The sequence below is a fragment of the Segatella copri genome (assembly GCF_026015295.1).
GTDB lineage: Bacteria > Bacteroidota > Bacteroidia > Bacteroidales > Bacteroidaceae > Prevotella > Prevotella copri_C.
Genome location: NZ_JAPDUW010000001.1, coordinates 3,252,663 through 3,272,011, shown reverse-complemented (window position 1 = coordinate 3,272,011; position 19,349 = coordinate 3,252,663). Strand labels below are relative to the sequence as shown.

At 44.5% G+C, this 19,349-nt stretch carries 12 protein-coding genes; 3 read left to right on the top strand and 9 right to left on the bottom strand.

From position 1 onward, the window contains the following. Positions 1 to 10: 10 nt before the first annotated feature. The 9 genes from ONT18_RS13730 to ONT18_RS13690 form a co-directional block, all read right to left on the bottom strand. Positions 11 to 853, bottom strand: a complete 843-nt coding sequence (locus ONT18_RS13730; protein ID WP_264906189.1) for a GLPGLI family protein — start codon at positions 851 to 853, stop codon at positions 11 to 13. 37 nt (positions 854 to 890) lie between these two features. Continuing rightward, a complete protein-coding gene (locus tag ONT18_RS13725) occupies positions 891 to 1,721 on the bottom strand; it encodes a GLPGLI family protein (RefSeq protein ID WP_264906187.1) in 831 nt (276 codons plus the stop codon). A gap of 263 nt (positions 1,722 to 1,984) precedes the next feature. Beyond that, the gene (locus ONT18_RS13720; protein WP_264906185.1) at positions 1,985 to 3,547 is read right to left on the bottom strand and encodes an ATP-binding protein; all 1,563 of its coding nucleotides are present in this window, start codon (positions 3,545 to 3,547) and stop codon (positions 1,985 to 1,987) included. A gap of 456 nt (positions 3,548 to 4,003) precedes the next feature. Beyond that, entirely contained in the window at positions 4,004 to 4,714 is a 711-nt protein-coding gene (locus ONT18_RS13715) for an ABC transporter ATP-binding protein (protein ID WP_117692930.1), read from the bottom strand. Positions 4,715 to 4,750: 36 nt separating this feature from the next. Beyond that, entirely contained in the window at positions 4,751 to 6,151 is a 1,401-nt protein-coding gene (locus tag ONT18_RS13710) for a DUF5687 family protein (protein WP_264906182.1), read from the bottom strand. Positions 6,152 to 6,429: 278 nt separating this feature from the next. Further along, entirely contained in the window at positions 6,430 to 7,392 is a 963-nt protein-coding gene (locus ONT18_RS13705) for a glycoside hydrolase family 43 protein (protein ID WP_118079666.1), read from the bottom strand. A 46-nt stretch (positions 7,393 to 7,438) separates the two neighbouring features. Continuing rightward, positions 7,439 to 8,563 (bottom strand): endo-1,4-beta-xylanase, encoded by a 1,125-nt coding sequence (locus tag ONT18_RS13700; protein WP_264906179.1) that lies wholly within the window; start codon positions 8,561 to 8,563, stop codon positions 7,439 to 7,441. A 37-nt stretch (positions 8,564 to 8,600) separates the two neighbouring features. Further along, entirely contained in the window at positions 8,601 to 10,034 is a 1,434-nt protein-coding gene (locus ONT18_RS13695; RefSeq protein WP_203068300.1) for an MFS transporter, read from the bottom strand. A gap of 65 nt (positions 10,035 to 10,099) precedes the next feature. Next, entirely contained in the window at positions 10,100 to 11,305 is a 1,206-nt protein-coding gene (locus ONT18_RS13690; RefSeq protein WP_264906175.1) for an SGNH/GDSL hydrolase family protein, read from the bottom strand. 256 nt (positions 11,306 to 11,561) lie between these two features. Here ONT18_RS13690 and ONT18_RS13685 point away from each other — a divergent pair, with 256 nt between their 5' ends. The 3 genes from ONT18_RS13685 to ONT18_RS13675 all read left to right on the top strand — a co-directional run bounded on the left by ONT18_RS13685 (position 11,562) and on the right by ONT18_RS13675 (position 19,211). Next, a complete protein-coding gene (locus tag ONT18_RS13685; RefSeq protein ID WP_264906173.1) occupies positions 11,562 to 15,482 on the top strand; it encodes a hybrid sensor histidine kinase/response regulator transcription factor in 3,921 nt (1,306 codons plus the stop codon). Positions 15,483 to 15,565: 83 nt separating this feature from the next. Next, positions 15,566 to 17,572 (top strand): alpha-glucuronidase, encoded by a 2,007-nt coding sequence (locus tag ONT18_RS13680; RefSeq protein WP_233339096.1) that lies wholly within the window; start codon positions 15,566 to 15,568, stop codon positions 17,570 to 17,572. Beyond that, the gene (locus tag ONT18_RS13675) at positions 17,565 to 19,211 is read left to right on the top strand and encodes a DUF5597 domain-containing protein (protein WP_264906170.1); all 1,647 of its coding nucleotides are present in this window, start codon (positions 17,565 to 17,567) and stop codon (positions 19,209 to 19,211) included. Before ONT18_RS13680 ends, ONT18_RS13675 begins: the two co-directional genes overlap by 8 nt. Positions 19,212 to 19,349: the final 138 nt, after the last annotated feature.

Here is a 19,349-nt window from a genome sequence, read left to right as displayed (position 1 = left end):
ACGTTGATACTTATTCTTTTTCTATCAGATCATATTTTAGAGCTTCATCCACGCTACCTAGAGAGATACCTGTAGAAGCCTCATTTATACTATTTTGATTCCTCAAATATCTATACTTTGATAACAAGAAGTCTTTTCTATCTGTTTTCTGAAAATGTTTAAAATCTTTATCTAATATACCAAAAGTGATTGGTGTTGCACTAACCTGTTGCATTCCATTAATACAAAAGTAGTATTGCTTTCCTCTATCATATACTTCCATGATTAACCCAGGGAGACCACAGAATTTCAAAGGTCCATCACTTACAGGAACATCCAAGGCAAACCAAGCTGTCCATTTTCTTCCCCTGAAACTACAAGTAGCCTTTTGACATTCATGTCCAAGAACAACCTTCATGCTGTCACTTTCTATATTCCACTCCTGTGAGTTTAAAGCATCTTCATAAAGGTAATATAGTCCCAGCAAGAAGTCGGTAACAGTTATCTTTCCTTGCGGATAATTCTTGTAGATGGTTGCAGACATTCTGCGATGTGGTATGGCATTGTGTAATTGCTTTCCTTTCAATCCTTTTCCAACAGCTTCAGCCAAGAAGCTATCCCATAGTTTATCGCCATTAGGAGAAGCCATCAGAGAATCACACTGATAAGTATAATAGCTATAGCATTTAGAACACTCCGCTCCGATTTGCAGATAGAGCAAGTCTTCCTTGCGCTGTTGTTCTCCAGACAGCGTATCCGTAAGATATTCATATACATAGCTACACAGCATATTAGCCGTATCTATCTTTTTATTTTGGGCAAAACCAATAAGATAAAAAGTTAAAAATAGAAATATGAAACACTTTCTCGCCATAACCTTTCCTTGTTTAAAATAAAGATACTCTTTGATTCTATTCTCTTTCTATCAAGTCATAGTTACGTTTTTCGTCTGACAGACCTAAGGATATACCTGACGTAGCCTCGTCTATGCTATTTTGATTATGAAAATAATTATATTCAGACTTCAGAAAAGTTTTCCGGTCTATCTTTATCCGTTTTCTATTGAAAACATCATAAACGATAGGCGTGCCAGCATCCTTCTGCAATCCCTTGATGCAAAAATATTGCTGTCTCCCCTTGTCATACACTTCCATAATCAAACCAGGAAGACCACAAAATTTCCAAGGGCCATCACTCATAGGAACATCCAAGGCAAACCATGCCGTCCAAGAGCGACCACGGAATCTGCAGGTTGCCTTCTGGCAGTTATAGCCTAATATGTTTTTAATACTATCACCTTCTACAACCCAATTCTGTACACCCAGGCTGTCACTATATTCATAATACTGAGACATCAGATCGTCCGTTACCGTCATCATATTCTGCGGATAATTCTTATAGACGCACGCCGTCATTCTGCGATGTGGAAAAGAATTAGTCATATACCCTTCTCGCTTAAGCGCTTCTTTAAACAATGCACGAAACTTTGCCTTGCCATCTTCTGTAGATTGCAAGGAATCAGACTGGTAAGTATAATAACTATAGCATTTTGAAACATTCTTTCCGATAGAAAGAAAGAGCAAATCCTCTCCTTTCTCATCATTCTTTATCGTATCTTTCGAATAACAATAATAATATGAGCACAGATATTGTCCACTATCTATCACGTTATTCTTAGCTTGCAATAAAAGTGCATAAAAGAATAATACCGATATACTTATAATAAATCTCTTAACAACCATATTAATATAACCTTTAAGTTTAAAGAGTCACCTTTGTCATTTACTGAGCCCACTTTAAAAAGTAAGGTCTGTCTTAAGTGGGTTCAGTTAATTAAAATGATCTCGGTGCAAAATTACCGAAAATTGCTCAAACCACCAAACGTTTTACATCATTTCTCACATAATATTTCTTCCCCAATTTATTATGTAAAAATGATGTAAGTTTCAAAAAGCCCCGACTACATCAAAGTAGCCGAGGCTTTCCTTCAAAATCTTCTATATTTTTATGTTTCTTCAATCTTCCAATCCCCAATCGTTCGCTTTTGGCTATCATAATTGATTCCCACTTTAACCAATCGCTTTCCATCTGCCGAATAAGGTATCAGATATCCCTTATCGTCTATCTGCCTCAGAGCCTCTTCTGCCGACTTATCGTATTTCAGTTCTATCACATACACAGTATCAGGCATGTGCAGAACGGCATCAGCCCTACCTATTGCACTATCTTCTTCCACCAGAATATAAGCACCCAAGAGGTTGAAGATGAGATAGAACACCGTTTGAAAATCCTTCTCGTTTTTATTAGACAGACGGTTGGAGATACTAGCAAGATAAGCTTGCATCTTCTGCAAGGCGCCATCCATGTTGTTGCTATAGAGCTGTTCCAGAAAGGTAAAGATAAAACTATTATTATCCAATTGAATTGGAGACAGATAGTTTGGCGCAAGCGATTTCAACATTCCTATGCGCACTTCCCTGTTAGGATAGTCCAGCTGATAGCATTGCAATAGCGGATTATACCTCTTGATGGTAAGATAACCACTCTGGTAGAGCAAAGGAAGCGCTGAAGTCATCTGCTCTGGCGAAACATCAAAGTCATCAACCCCTACACTTTTCTGCTCAATATCCATCACTCCCACATGATACTTCTGCAAAGTCTTGATGAGATAACTTGGGGTACCGGAACTGAACCAATAAGCCGAAACCTTTTTATTCTTCAAGGCCTTTACAAGACTGAAAGGATTGAATATATCTTCTGAATTATCACTGAAATGATAGCCATCATAATATGACGTAAGTTCACCTATTGTTTCTTCCAAGGTTCTGCCTAAATGCTTTGCCAACAACTCCACATCTGGCTTCATATCATTCAGAAGTTCCGTCTTACTAATACCGCAGATAGCAGAATACTGGTCGAACATGCTGATATTATCCAGGTTGTTGATTTCACTAAAGATACTTAATTGAGAGAACTTGGTAATACCAGTAATAAAGACGAAACGCAACCAAGGGTCCAAGTATTTAATAGGACTATAGAAGTTCTTCATGATCAAACGGAGTTCTACCAGATTTTCCTTCTCATGCACGACATCCAGCAATGGAGCATCATACTCATCAATGAGAATGACTACCTTCTGCCCCGTCTGCTTATAAGCACGTTTTACCAGACATTCCAAACGCTGATTAGCCTTAATAGCCCAATCTTCCGTACCATAGATTTGTTCCAACTGGCTTAGCTTACCTTCCAATTCATTGATTAAATCAGCAGGATTCATGTGCTTTGCCGTACTCATATCAAAATGAAAAACCGGATACTTTACCCATTCCTTCTCATAATCCCCAAGGGCAAGCCCATCAAACAGATTCTTTCTTCCTTCAAAATAAGCCTGAAGCGTAGAGACAAAAAGAGACTTTCCGAATCGTCTTGGGCGACTCAGAAACAGATATTTGGATCCATTTCTTATGAAATCCACAATATACTTAGTTTTATCCACATACACATAGTTTTCTTCTCGTATCTCAGAGAAGGTTTGTATGCCCACCGGATATTTTCTAATCTCTTCCATAGCTTTTCTTTTTTTATATTCCGCTGCGAAGTTACGAAGAAAAATGCATATATGCAAAGGTTTTCATCGAAAAATTTCAATGTTAACAAAAACAACTCATAGTTTTATGACTCCTAAGTCTATGAGTTCCGAAGTGGAAAACATAGAGATAAAAGCAAAGAAAATAACACGGACAAATTGAATTTGTCCGGACAAACTGCCCGACAGTCCATAAGTCACGAATTTTTAACCATTTACAAACACCCGGACAAAAAAGCCGGACAAATTCAATTTGTCCGTGTTTATAATTTAACTTAATTATTTTAACTTTTCTTCGTTCATACACTACGCTGATGCAACCTTCAGCCCGTTCTTAAACCATATGCGAAAGTTCAGTAAAAAAGAATCGCCAGGAAGCAATTCTGTTGCTTCGCTGGCGATTCAGAGAGAGATTTATCTATGTGTAAATTATGTTTGCTATTCCGCCTGAATACCGAAGTACTCGTTGAGTTCAGCGATGGCAGCACCATCGGCATTAGGAAGATCCTTCACCAGCTTGCCTTTCTCCAGCAGGAGGATGCGGGAGGAGATGTCGGCAACGAAGTTGAGGTTATGGCTGGAGATGATGACCGTGGTGCCCTGCTCCTTGCAGATGCGCTGAATCATGTGGGCGATAGTCATCTGAGAAGATGGGTCGAGATAGTTGAATGGCTCATCTAGGAGAAGAACCTTCGGATTGATGATCATCGCTCCAATGATGCCAATCTTCTGTCGGTTGCCCTGAGAAAAATCGCGGAGATACTTTTTGGTTCCCATGATTTCATCGTGCATAAAGCCCTCAAACTGAGCCAATCGCTCCTGCAGGGTTTCATCGTCAATGTGATAAACATCAGCGATGAAATCGAAGTATTCCTCAGGGGTGAGGAAGTCGATGAGGAATCTGCCGTCGATGTAACTGCCGGTATATTCCTTCCAGGTCTCACTCTCGTTCACCTTCTGTCCATTGCTTTCCACGAAACCATCATCAGCCTGAATCAGGTCGAGAATCAGACGGAGCAAGGTGGTCTTGCCCGCACCATTATTACCTACGAGTCCTATCAGCTCGCCCTTTGCAACACCCAGATTATCAATATCGAGTACGGTATTGCCATTATATATCTTCTTGAGATTCTGAATCTTGATATCCATTGTTCTTATGTTTAATGTGTAGTGTTTAATGTTTACTTAATTTTCCATGAACTTCTCCATGCGCTTATACTTGTTCTTCTCGAAGATGGCAGCAATCTTGGCGATGAACCATTTATGGATGGCGATGCTGATGACTGCCAGCGTTACGCAGGTGATAAACCATGCCGTCTCACCGAAGAAATAATAGACAGCACAGACACCAGCCAGCGGGAAGAGAAAGGCGATGGCATAAAGATTAATCTTCAGATTCGCTCCCTGCATGCTGAACATGGAAGTCTGGAATATCTCCAGACGGGAAGAGAAGAGTGCCGTAGGCAGATTGAAGAGATTGATGAATACTGCCAGACAGAAACCGCTGATAAGCACCTGGATTCCGATTCCGACCTGCAAGAAAAGGAACGGAAGGGTAAGCAACAAAGCGACAGCACTCACCACCATATAATAATAGTAGCAATTCTGCAGCATCTGTTTAACCTTGACAGGCTTGGTCATCAAACCATGAAAGAAGTTTGCCTCAATGCCAAAGGTCCACTGCGACAACACCACCGATGGCAGCAGGATGGCACCCGCCACATAGAGGGTAGTCATAGCCACCTTGTCCCCCATTTCCTGTCCCGCTTCTGCCGGGAGCAAGGCAAAGAGATAGGCATCGAAAAGGAAGATGGCGGTAATCATAATCACCATCGTACGGACACGCTTTGCTCTCAATGTGCCGATATATTGCAGACTGAAGAGGTTGATATGGCTGAAACCACGGAACCTGGAAACCTTCTGCTTCTGCTCGTTATAAATCTTTTCGTGATAGAGATAGATGGTAAGTCCGGCGAATACCGCTCCGGCAAGGAAGAAGATACCTATCCATCCCATCCATACCGGGAAGAAGGAAGCCACAAACATATACCCTATCAGCACGGCAAACATTCCCATCCATCCCAATATCAAAGGCCATTTCAGAATCCACTCTGTTGCCTTGCGGTAGCAAGTGATGTAGATGCCATCAATATAAGAAAATGCCAGAAACAGAAAGAAGCTGGCAATAACCTGACCTACAGGCAGGAAATAGATAAATACCGGAAGCATAAGCACCGGAAGCACATAGTTCCAGAAGCTCACGAGATTGGTTGTGAGCAGGAACTTGTTCCAGATTTTCTCCGGCACAGGGCGCGACTTCACGTAATCATCCATTGCTGTAATATCCCGCTTCATCACCATCTTCATGATGATGTCAGGAATCAGCATACCGACAACGATACCGGCTCCCAACAGGGCAGGCATGTCTTCGCCCCCAAGTTCTCCCCCATTCTCGGTGAAGCTGAGAAAGAAGCTCACACCCATCACCACATACAGGAAGATGATGTAGCACGCCACGAAGGCATCTCGCTTGTGGAAGTTACGGCGCTGCTGCAACCACCAAAGCCTTAAAAGTAATCTCAACATAAATTATTCTTTTATGGTTTACGGGCACAAAGGTAAACAAAAATATCCGAAATCTCCTACAAAATGATAGAAATAACTTAAAAATAACATTAGATGAAAAGTAAGAGAAAACAGAAAGAGAAGAAAAGAAAGAATAGGAACATACGCAAAAACGGCATCTCCTCACGAAGATGCCGTTTCTTCCAAACTAACATTAACTTATATATCAACTATTCATCAAAACTATTATAAACCTAAAAGTCAACTCTAACGTATGTCATCTAATACTTATAATACTCTTATTCAGGCTGAACCGGCAAGATGTTATCATCCTCATCATAGAAGAGAGGAGCCACCTTTACGCTGCGAAGCCAGGTTGTATCATTTGATGGCACACAGTCGTGATGGAAGAGATACCACTGTCCCTTGTACTCACAGATACTGTGATGGGTTGTCCAACCTACTACCGGTTCCAGGATGACGCCCTTGTAAGTGAACGGACCATAAGGATTATCACCTACAGCATAGCAGAGATAATGAGTATCACCGGTAGAGTAGCTGAAGTAATACTTGCCCTTATACTTATGCATCCAGCTGGCCTCGAAGAAGCGATGTGGATCATCAGCTGGCAATACATTACCCTTTTCGTCAACGATGACAACAGGCTTTGGCATTTCAGCAAACTGCTGCACATCATCAGTCATCATGGCTACACGAGATGGCAATGGATTCTCCTTGCCCTCTGGAAGATGCTCATCCTTCAGTGCCTTGTTGTCCTTGTACCACTGAAGCTGACCGCCCCAGATACCACCGAAGTAGCAGTAAATCTTGCCATCATCATCCTTGAACACGCAAGGGTCGATGCTGTATGACTTGCGGATAGGGTCGGCATTCGGAACGAAAGGACCTTCTGGCTTATCAGCCACAGCCACACCAAGATGGAACACGCCATTATAATCCTTGGCAGAGAAGATGAGATAGTACTTACCATCCTTCTCTACTACATCGTTGTCCCACATCTGCTTCTCAGCCCATGGCACATCCTTCACATCGAGAATCACACCATGATCGGTTACCTCACCTTCCATCACATCGTCCATAGAGAGAACATGATAGTCTTTCATCTGGAAGTGACCGCCATCATCGTCGAAGCTTTCGCCGCTATCCCAGTCATGAGATGGGTAAACATACAGGCGACCGTTAAACACATTGGCAGATGGATCTGCCATATAATCCTTTGGGAACAAATATCTTGCTTTCATTGTTGTTTATTATTTTAAGAGATGTACAATATTATCTAAAGAGATTTTACTTAAAGAGATTGACGATTTCCTTCACCACTGGCTTCACATTGTTGTTACGATCGATGAGCAGTGGATAGTTGGTTCTGCCAGGGATAGGCCAGCCATTCAACCAAGAGTGACCATCGTTGACACCCCAGAAGGTAACACGACTGATGACATTCTTATGGCGCTCTACAATCTTAAAGAGATCGAGATAACGCTGGTTGAAGAGTTTCTGCGCCTTCTTGTCAAGTCCCTTCACGTATGGATTGTACTTTTTCTGAAGTTCAAACTTCTGGCTGATTTCCGCTCCGCCGAATCCTTCCGGATTAGGAAGCATGTTCATATCCAGCTCAGTCAGCATCACCTTCACGCCTTCACCAGCAAAAGCCTCGATGCTCTTCTCATACTCAGCATAGTCAGGATAATCAAAACCATTGTGGCTCTGCATACCTACTGCATCGATGCGGAGACCCTTCGCCTTCAAATCGCGAACCAGCTTGCAGATAGCCTCTCGCTTAGCTGGCTTCGAAGTAGAATAATCATTGTAGTAAAGTTCTACGTTTGGATCAGCCTCATGCGCAAAGCGGAAAGCCAGTTCTATGAACTCCGGACCGATAATCTTGTAATATAAAGACTTGCGGTAAGAGCCATCATCCTCGAAAGCCTCGTTCACAACGTCCCAACCCTTTACTCTACCTTTATAATGAGTAACCACATTCATAATATGGTTATACATTCTGCCGATAAGCACTTCACGGCTTACCAGATTACCCTTATCATCGGTAAACATCCACTTAGGTGGCTGAGAATGCCAAACCAGACAATGCCCGATCAAGGTCTTGCCGTTTTTCTCTGCCCAGTCAGCGAGTTTATCGCCATCAGTGAAATCAAAGCGATTCACCTCCGGATGATTCTTCTCACCCTTCATACAGTTTTCGGCAACCACCTGGTTAAACTGTTTCTTCACTACTTCCTCACCTGCAGGGTCTTGACCATTAGGCAAATCGGTATTAACGGCAGCACCTACCAGAAAGTACTTACCCATAGTTTCCTGGAATGTTGGGATTTGAGCTGCTGAGTTCGCTTTTTGAGCGAAAGCTGTTGAAGCAAGCATCAGCCCCAGTGCCAGAGTTGTGATCTTTTTCATATCTTATATCTATTTTTCTCGTTAATAATTATAGTCTCTAGTTTTCTTCCTTGTGTCGGGCCTCAATCTTCTTGTTGATGTCGTCGATAACCTCATCGGTCAACTCATATTTAGAGATGATGAACATCGCCAAGCCCAGCAAGATGGCAGGAATCACACATACCAGCCAGCGGATACCCTCCTGTGCCAGAGAAGTCTGCTGCTCCAAATCGTTCATGAAGTAAGCACCGGCAGCATTACCTACCGACATCATGGCGAAGGCTGTAATGAAGAAGAGCGCCACGATACGGAGAGGACGGTTGTGGAAGAATTCTGTCCACAGGTCGCTCACCTTTACATTCTTGGTTTCCTTCTCATCCATTACCACACGTTCCTTGGTTTGGGTAAAGCAGAATACCAGAAGGGCGAAACCTACCAGGGCAAAAATCAGCATGGCAACAAACCAAGCATTACTGTCGGTAGGAAGAGAGTTGCTCTCCTGAGCAGCTGCTGCCTGATAACCGGTCCATGCAAGAACTGCACCAGGAATAACGCCACCCAGAGCCATACCTGCCTTATAGAAGATACCGGTCAGGGCATTGACGATGCCGGCAATACGCTTGCCACTGGTATATTCTGCAAAAGAGATAACCTCCGGAATCAGAGCCCACATATATCCTGTAGCTACGATTACGCCTGTTGATTTGATGAACTGAGCGATATAAACCAGCGTGATATGATCCTTTACAGGTCCCATCTTGCTGATGATATAAAGCATCGCCATACCCACGATAGCCACAGTAAGGAAGATATAGAACATATTCTTCTTGCCCACCTTTTTCTTGATGGCAGGAACCAGTGGCATAAAGATGAAAGATGGCAAAGAGCCCAAACCCATGAAGAGCGCCATCTCAATAGGAAGATCCTTGGCTGCAGCGAGCATCGCTACCAGGATTGGAACACCTGCCGATACACAGAGTCCACCCACATTTGCCATAAACATACGTACAGAGGTGAGAATGGTTATTTCGTCTGTATCGCGAGTCAGCGAAGAGTTCAAGGCTCCGTAAGGCACATTGATCAATGTATAGAGCATAGACAAGCCTACGTATGTTACATAGGCATAGATAAGTTTGATGGTTTCTGTCTGTCCTTCCATACCATTCCAAAAACAGAGGATGGCAAGTACGGTGAGTGGCAAACCCGCCAGGACGAGATATGAACGATACTTACCCCAACGTGGATTATGCTTATCTACATAAGTTCCCACCAATGGGTCCCAAAGTACATCGACCAAGCGAACCACCAAGAACATGGTGGCAGCAACACCAGGATTAAGTCCATAGATGTCGGTGTAGAAGAACAACAGATACATGCAGATGGTCTGGTAGATGAGGTTTTGCGCCAAGTCGCCAGATCCGAATCCGATGCGTTGTAGCCAATTCAGTTTGTAGAATCCCTTAGATTCCTGTGTTACAGATGTCTGTTCCATATTTAATTCTGTCATTAAGTTTACACCTTATTATATATATAACATAAAAGATGCATATAATATATTTACTTCAATTTCTCTGCGGCAAACTTGCCCATTGCCTCATATCCCTTCGGATTGAGATGCAGCCAGTCGTCAGAATACTCAGCCTTCAGACGCTGAGGGTCTTTCGGATCGCGGGTCAGCTCATCGAAATCGATGACCTCGTCGAAGGCACCACTTTTTCTGATCCATTCGTTCACGGTCTGTCGCATCGCCTCGTGCCAGAAAGAATACCATCCGTTTCCCTTGGTTGGGGTGATGGTTCCGCCATACACCTTGATTCCTTTTGCCTTGGCTTTCGCTATCAGCACCTTGTAGCAGGCAATCAGGGTATCTGTTACATGCTCATAATTTCCGCCGCAGCAACCGATATCGTTGGTTCCTTCGAAGATGATGAGTTTATCTACACCTGTCTGTCCTAGGATATCACGGTCGAAACGTTTCATGGCTGGTTCGCTCAATCCACCTTGCACCACGCAGTTGCCACCGATTCCAAGATTCAATACGCCGTATGGCTTCTCTGCATTCAGGGCATCCGAGAGGAAATCGGTCCAGCGGTTCTGATGGTTAGTAGTACTTCCACGGCCATCGGTAATAGAGTTTCCGAGGATAGCTACCACAGGGGTAGCCTTATCGGTCTTCACATCAATGGCAGAAAGATTGTACCAGTGATCAGCCTTCTCCTGCTTATCGAAAGCTGCATCTGCAGGTTTCACCGCCTTGCCCTTCACATTACTTACTATATAAGAGGTAGTACGTGAACCACGATGGGATGTTGCATTCACCGGAGTCTGCTTGCCATAGTCGATGGTAATCGTAAGGCGCTGTCCACTCTTCAAGGCATATTTCAAATCATCTGAGAAGATAGCCTTGCCAGGAGCAATGGTTACATTCTTCTTGCCATTAAACTTGAGATACTTCACTGTCTTGGCATTGATTCCCCAATTGCTTGGAACATCAGTATCTGCAATATACACCGATTTGATTTCTACCGGCTCCTTGCTCTGCTCGTTGCTGAGCTTCACTCTGAGTTCCTCTCCGCCAAAAGATACATGAACTATCTGTCGGCAAGAACGGTTGCTCAAGCTTTCCTTAGGCATATCTCCTTTACCAGTCCATTCCACTGCAGTAGCCCAAGATCCTTTCCATACCTTCTGGGCAAAAGCTACAGAACTTGACGTAGCCAATACGAGCGCCAGCGATAATATTTTGATTGCTTGTCTATTCATTTTATTGTTATTATGATGCTTTTAATGTTTCTATTGTTGTTGACGATGCAAATTTACTAATAAGTAATGAAATAACAGGTATTTAATAGTTGCCATTACTTTTCTATTTGTTTCATACCTGCAAAAAGGGCACAAAAAGATAAAGAAACAAAAAGAAATGAAACATTTTGTTGCATTAGAATTTGTTTCTTTCATTGTTTTTTGTTACTTTTGCAGCCGTAACAACCTATTTTAAACAAGAAAACGGACAGAAAATATGAAGCATATCAGACATTGCTTAACGGCACTCTTCGCTATCACCATCTCGCTCATGGTATGGGCTGACAGTGGTGAACTCTTCACATCGGGCAAACTGTCAAGTTCGCTTATCAACTGCATTGTGCAGGATAAATACGGATACATCTGGGTGGGAACCGAATACGGACTCAGCAAGTTTGACGGCTACCGTTTTACCAACTATCTGCACAACGAAGAAGACACAACCTCCATTACTGACAACATTATCTCCGACCTGCTGGTAGATAAGAAAGGTAACCTATGGATAGGTAGTGCCAAGGGACTGATGCGCTATAATTATGAGACGAACGATTTCGCCCGTCTCCAGTTTCCTGATGGCAGAAAGCCACGTATCTATTCTATGGTAGAAAGTCACAATGGCGATATCCTGCTGGGTACTGCAGGATATGGTCTCTATTCTGTAAAAGACAGAAATACCCAGAAAGGAACAGACGACCTTTTCACTATCAGACAGGAAAGGCAATACGCTGAGCGCGATTCTGATGTATTCTTTACCCATATCTACGAAGATAAGCATCATTATCTCTGGCAGAGTAGCCACCTTTCTATCTTCACCCGTTTCATCAAAAAACAAGGCAAGGTGCAGCGCAAAGACTTCAAATCGCCATGCGGAGCACCTGTGGCTTTCATCCAACATCGCCCGCAGACCATGCTCATCGTCTGTATGTATGGCATCGTCTATTATGATTACCGGACAGGCCGCATCGCTGATGCCGGCTACGACTTTGGCGGTTATCAGAATAATGTAACCATCAACAATGCTACCTTCGACCACGAAGGCAACCTCTATATCAGCACCTCTGAACATGGTGTTCTCATGATCAGAAAGGGAAGCAACAGGGTAGAACAGTTGGAGAACAGCAACAGCAGTTTCAATCTGGCTACCGCCTTCGTCAACGATATCATCGAAGATAAGGACAACAATCTCTGGATAGGCTGTTACAAGAAAGGTCTGTACCTGATTAACCAGCGCCAGCAGGCTTTCAACAGCTGGAGCTTTTCGGCACAGAACTATATCATCGGCAGCAGCGTTTCATCTATTGCACAAGGCGAAAATGGTGAAACATGGTGTACGGTACAGAACAGTGGCGTATTCTGTTTTGATGCTTCAGGCAAGATTATCGCCCACCCTCAGTCACCTGCCGGTACTTGCATCATCTATAAAGACCGACGTGGCGATTACTGGATCAGCAATGGCAGCGCACTCTACAGCTACAACCCTCATACAGGTACATACCAGCAGAAACTCACCTTTACCAGTGCCGGCATCTACTGTATGACCGACGATGCACAGGGCAACCTTTACATTTCTGTATACAGCAAAGGCTTATATATATATAATGTGGAAAGCGGCAAGGTTACCGTTCTGAATATGCAGCAAAGAGGCGATAAAGGATTCCTCTGCAACGACTGGGTGCGAAGCATGGCGCTCGATCATACAGGCCATTTATGGATAGGAACCTCTAATGGAGTTTCCTGTCTCAATACCCGAACGCTCAGTTTCAAGGATTTCGGATGGCTCAACATTCTGAAAGACAGACAGGCGAATGGTATCTGCGAAGGAAAGAACGGCGATATTATCATCGGTACGGAAGAAGGACTCTATCTGTTTGACAGAAAGAGCAACAAGACGAAGAACTTCCCTCATGCAGAAGCGTTGAAAGGCAAGCAGGTCTGCAGCATCATCAAAGACCAGAAGGGTGACTTGTGGGTAAGTACAACCATGGGCATCTGGCAGTACGAACAGAAGAACAGACAGTTTATCGGGCACATCAACGGCAACGGACTTACTACCCGTGAGTACGTGCTGGGCTCTTCCATGCATACCGCCAGCGATCTTATCGCCTTCGGAACCAGTGATGGTATCACAACCTTCTATCCTGACGTTGTCAGAGCCAAGAAGATGGAATTGGGAGATGTACACCTCACCAACTTCATCATCGACGGAAAGCCAATCAACTGTATGGTCAAAGACTTCAGCATTCCTTACTCCCAGAATTCATTCACTCTGGAGTTCTCGCTGCTCAACTACAGGAACACCGACAATATCAGTTTCCAATACCGCATCAACGACGGCAAATGGAACAGCACCAATGAGGGAGCCAATGCCGTAGCATTCAACAAGTTGAAACCGGGCGACTATACGCTGGAGGTGAGAGCTACCAGCAATGGCAGATATTCCAAGAATCCTACCATCATCAACATCAAGGTATGCGACCCTTGGTATGCATCACCCGAGGCATATCTCCTCTATATCCTGATCACAGCAAGCGTCATCCTGTATGTCATCTATACATACGAGCGCCGCCGCAAGGCAGACCTGGAAGAGACCAAGATGCAGTTCCTCATTAATGCCACCCACGACATCCGCTCGCCGCTGACATTGATCATGGGACCGCTCAACAAGTTGAAAGCAAGATTAACAGATGCCGAAAGCAAACAGGATATCGATACCATCGACCGCAATGCCCAGCGCCTCCTGCTTCTGGTAAACCAGATACTTGATGAGCGAAAGATAGACAAGAACCAGATGCATCTCCATTGCCAGGAGACTCCGCTCAAGGATTTCCTACATGGCATCGTATCGCTCTACCGCTTCAATGCACAGGAGCGCAACATCACCCTTGAGCTCAAAGAAGACGAAAGCCTCAGCAGCGATAAAGGCAAGCTGAAGGTTTGGATAGACCGCATCAACTTTGACAAGGTTATCTCCAACCTGCTCTCCAATGCCATGAAGTATACCTTTGATGGCGGAAAGATTACTGTTATCATAGGTAAAGACGAAAAGAATGCCACCATCAGGGTAGAAGATACAGGCATCGGACTGAAGGAAGAGAAGACCGACCGCCTCTTCGAACGTTTCTATCAGGGAAACAACAGCAGCGGTCTCCATATCGAAGGAACCGGTATCGGGCTCAACCTCTGTAAGGCATTTGTAGAAATGCACGGAGGCAAGATCAAGGCCTACAACCGTACCGACGGCATCAAGGGTTCCTGCTTCGAAGTAAGCATTCCGCTAGGCAACAGCCATCTGCAGCCAGGCGAGATACTGGAAGAAGAAGACAAGAAGGAGCAGGAGATTACCAAAAAGAAAGTACAGGCCAACCGCAACTTCAATATCCTGATAGTTGACGATGACAGCGAGATTGCCCAATACATCAAGACCGAACTGAGCGACTGGTACCGCTTTGAGCATGCCTGCAACGGCAAGGAAGGTTTGAAGATGCTGCTCACCGGCAAGTACGACCTCGTGATAAGCGATGTGATGATGCCGGAGATGGATGGAATCACCATGCTCAAAAACATCAAGAGCAACAGCAACATCAGCGATATTCCTGTCATCCTGCTCACCTCGAAGAGCGAGGTGGAACACCGGTTGGAGGGACTTCGCAGAGGAGCCGATGCTTTCCTGGCAAAGCCTTTCGACATGGAAGAGCTGCATATCCTTATCGACAACCTGGTGGATAATGTGCGACGTATCCGCGGCAAATACAGCGGAGCACAGGGCCAGAAGGCGAAGATTGAGCAGATTCAGGTAAAGGGCAATAACGATGCCCTGATGGAACGCGTGATGAAATATATCAACGCCCACCTTGCCGATCCCGACCTCAATGTAGAGAAACTTACCGAGGAGGTAGGTATCAGCCGTGCACAGCTCCACCGTAAGCTGAAGGAGATTGCTGGTGTTTCTGCCGGAGAATTTATCCGTAACCTCCGACTGGAACAGGCGGCACGACTCATCGAAGAGGGGCAGATTAATATCACACAGGTAGCCTACTCTGTAGGTTTCAACAACCAGACCCACTTCTCTACCGTGTTCAAAAAACACTATGGCATGTCGCCTAGCGAGTATGCTGAAACAAAGAGAAATGAAAAATAAACGACCGCTATATATATAAAAGGTATTTTTTCGTATCTTTGCAGCAGAAACAATAACAATACAAACTAACGATCTGCAAAGATATGAAGAAATACCTCATTTTATTATTTACGGTACTTACATCACTCCATGTTTCTGCACAGAGTGATGGTTCACAGTTATGGCTCGGAAAGCAGTATGCTAACTCATGCCAAGTCATCTCACAGTTGCCTGATGATGCAACAGCCAAGATTGCCAAGCAGGAGTTAGAAAACAACTGGCGTGGCAAGAATGTTGAGCTCAAGATAGACAAGAGTCTCAACCTGGGCGAGGGCTATAACATCTACGCCCGTCCTGCCCAGCAAGGCGACAACATCCAGTACGAAGCAACTATCACCGCCAGCAATCCTATCGGTTTGCTCTATGGTGCCTACGAGTTAATTCGACTTCAGAACACTGATGCCTACAACACAGGTAGCGGTAATCAGCAGAACTTCAGTAAAGCTATCGATGAGACAGAGAAACCACAAGTGGGTCTCCGCATTCTCAACCATTGGGATAATCTCGATGGCAGCATCGAACGTGGCTATGCCGGAAAGAGCATCTTCAAATGGGAAGAAATCAAACTCGGAAAGAACGGTAAGGGCGGCAGCATCAGCAAGAGTCTTCACGACCGTCTCATCACCTACGCCCGTGCCAACGCCTCTTTGGGCATCAACGGCAGCGTACTGAACAATGTAAACGCATCGCCAAAGATGATGACCGCAGAATATATTAATAAGGTGAAGATCATTGCCAACATCCTGCGTCCTTATGGTATCCGGGTATACCTCAGCATCAACTTCGCTTCGCCTATGGCTTTAGGCTACACCAAGACTGCCGACCCACTGGATAAGAAGGTTCAGCAGTGGTGGAAGAAGAAGGCAAAAGAGATATATGCTACCATCCCTGACTTTGGCGGTTTCCTCGTAAAAGCCAATTCTGAAGGACAGCCTGGTCCTGGCGACTACCACCGCACACATGCCGATGGAGCCAACATGCTTGCCGATGCCGTCAAACCATACGGAGGCATCATCATGTGGCGAAGCTTTGTATATGGTGCTAATCATAAGGGAGAAGACCGTGTGAAACAGGCTGTCAGCGAATTCAAAGGTATGGATGGCAAGTTCCGTGACAACGTAATCCTACAGTCAAAGAATGGTCCGCTCGACTTCCAGCCACGTGAACCATACGCTCCTATCTTCGACAACATCAAACAGACTCCACAGATAGCAGAACTTCAGATTACCCAGGAATATCTTGGTCAGTCTAAGCACCTCACCTATCTCGCTCCTATGTGGAAGGAATTCTTTGGCTTTGTTAATCCAGACAGACTGGTTGGAATCTCAGGTGTAGCCAATATCGGTGATGATGCCAACTGGTGCGGTCATCCTTTCTCTCAGGCTAACTGGTATGCTTTTGGCCGATTGGCATGGAATCCTTCACTTACAGCTGAAGAGATTGCTCACGAATGGCTCGTACAGACCTACGAAAACCAGGACGAGAAATTCACCAAGCCGGTAGAGATGATGATGATGACTTCGCGCGAAGCTTGCGTCAACTATATGATGCCTTTGGGTTTGCACCACATCTTCAAGTTCGACCACCACTACGGTCCGGAGCCAGATGGTTTCATCGCAAGTTATCCTTTGGAATGGTGTCCGGTCTACTACCACAAGGCTGATGCTCAGGGTGTAGGTTTCGACCGTTCATCCAAGGGCACAGATGCTGTCGGTCAGTACCCAGAACCATATCGCAGTCTGTATGATAACATCGAGACCTGTCCTGAAGAATATCTCCTCTGGTTCCATCATGTGCCTTGGACTTACAAGATGAAATCAGGCAGCACCCTCTGGCAGGAACTCTGCATGAAGTACAACATGGGTGTGGCGATGGTAGAAGTTTACCGCGACTTTTGGCATACCTCAGCCAAGCAGTACATGAAGGGGCATGAGCAGGAATGGCAACATACAGACTCTCTGCTCAATGTACAATTGGAGAATGCAAAGGAATGGCGCAATACCTGTCTCAAGTATTTTCAAACCTTTTCTAAAATGAAGATCTATGAATAAGATCGTATTATCTTTTCTTGCATTATTATGCTGCATCAACATACAAGCTGGAGTGAAACTGCAGAAGCAAGGCTCTGCAACCCAGCTTGTTGTCAATGACAAGCCGATGCTTCTCCTGGCTGGCGAATTGAGCAACTCAGCAGCAACAAGTCCTGCCGACATCAGGAAAGCATTGAAACAGATGAAGAATAGCGGAGTCAACTCTGTCTTCGTTCCTGCATATTGGGAATTTGTAGAACCTAATGAGGGCAAATATGATTTTACACTCGTAGACAGCGTCATCACAACTGCCCGTAAGCATGACTTGAAGATTGTCTTCCTATGGTTTGGTGCCTGGAAGAACTCCATGAGCTGCTATGCACCACTATGGGTAAAGGAAAACACCAAGCGTTTCCCTCGTTCACTCACCGAGAATGGCAAGCCATTGGAGATATGCACTGCCTTCAGCGATAACCTGCTTCAAGCAGACAAACGAGCTTTCTGCGAACTGATGAAGCACATTAAAGCAGTAGACAGTCAGGAGAATACCGTTATCATGATGCAGGTAGAAAACGAAATCGGCATGCTCGAATCTGCCCGCGACCACTCTCCTCTTGCCGAAAAAGCTTACAGTCAACCCGTTCCTGCTCCATTGCTCAAGGCACTCAAGCTCAAGAAGAAAGGTACATGGGCAGAAGTTTTCGGAACAGACCGTTATGCTGACGAGAAATTCCAAGCATATTACTATGCCAAGTATGTAGAGCAACTAGCCTCAGCAGGCAAAGCCATCTACAATATTCCGATGTATGTAAATGCAGCAATGAACAGTCGTGGCAGAAAACCAGGCGAATATCCATCTGCCGGACCACTTGCCCATCTGATTGATATCTGGAAATGCGGTGCACCAAGTATCGACATCTTTGCACCAGATATCTATGATACCGGTTACAAGGGATGGGTAGAGAAATACAAGCGTGCCGACAATCCTTTCTTCACTCCAGAAGTGAAGTGCGATGCCAACAGTGGCGTAAAGGCTTACTATACCTTTGGTGAAACAGATGCTATCAGTTTCAGTCCGTTTGCTCTCGATGAAGCTAACTACAAGGTGAAGAACAGTCTCAGACGTTCATATAAGGTTATCGACCAACTCTCTCCTATCCTGCTTCAGCATCAGGGAAAGGGCAAAAACTGGGGATTGCTCTTCGACCAGGAAGATAAAGAGCGCATCATTGAAGATGGAGATATTACCATGACCTGCCGTCATTTCTTCACGCTACCATGGGATCCTCGTGCTACAGATGGAAGTAAATGGCCTGAAGGCGGTGGCTTGATTGTGAAACTAGCCAAGAACGAATACATCATAGCTGGTAATGGAATCGTCGTAGTCTTCCAAAGCAAGACAGAAAAAGCGCAAGCTGAAGAAAAGAAACTTGGTGAGGACGGATTTGTAGACAACGGTGGAACCGAAACAAAGAAACAAACCGCTACTTTCAAAGGCAAGCGTATCGGTATCGGATATGTAGACCAGGTTGAAGTAGACAAAAACGGCAAATTACAGTTTATCCGTCGTGATAATGGCGATCAGGACCACCAGGGGCGCCATGCCCGCATCTCATGTGGAGACAATAAAATACTCCACATCAAGCTATACGAATACTAAAACGTCTATATATAATAAGGTATAAAGGGGATTTGCAGCTGCATATCCCCTTTTTTCTGCTCTAATATGTCTATTTTATTGCTCATGAAACATTTTAAAACACGCAAGATACAAATTTTAACTGTACTTTACGAAAAA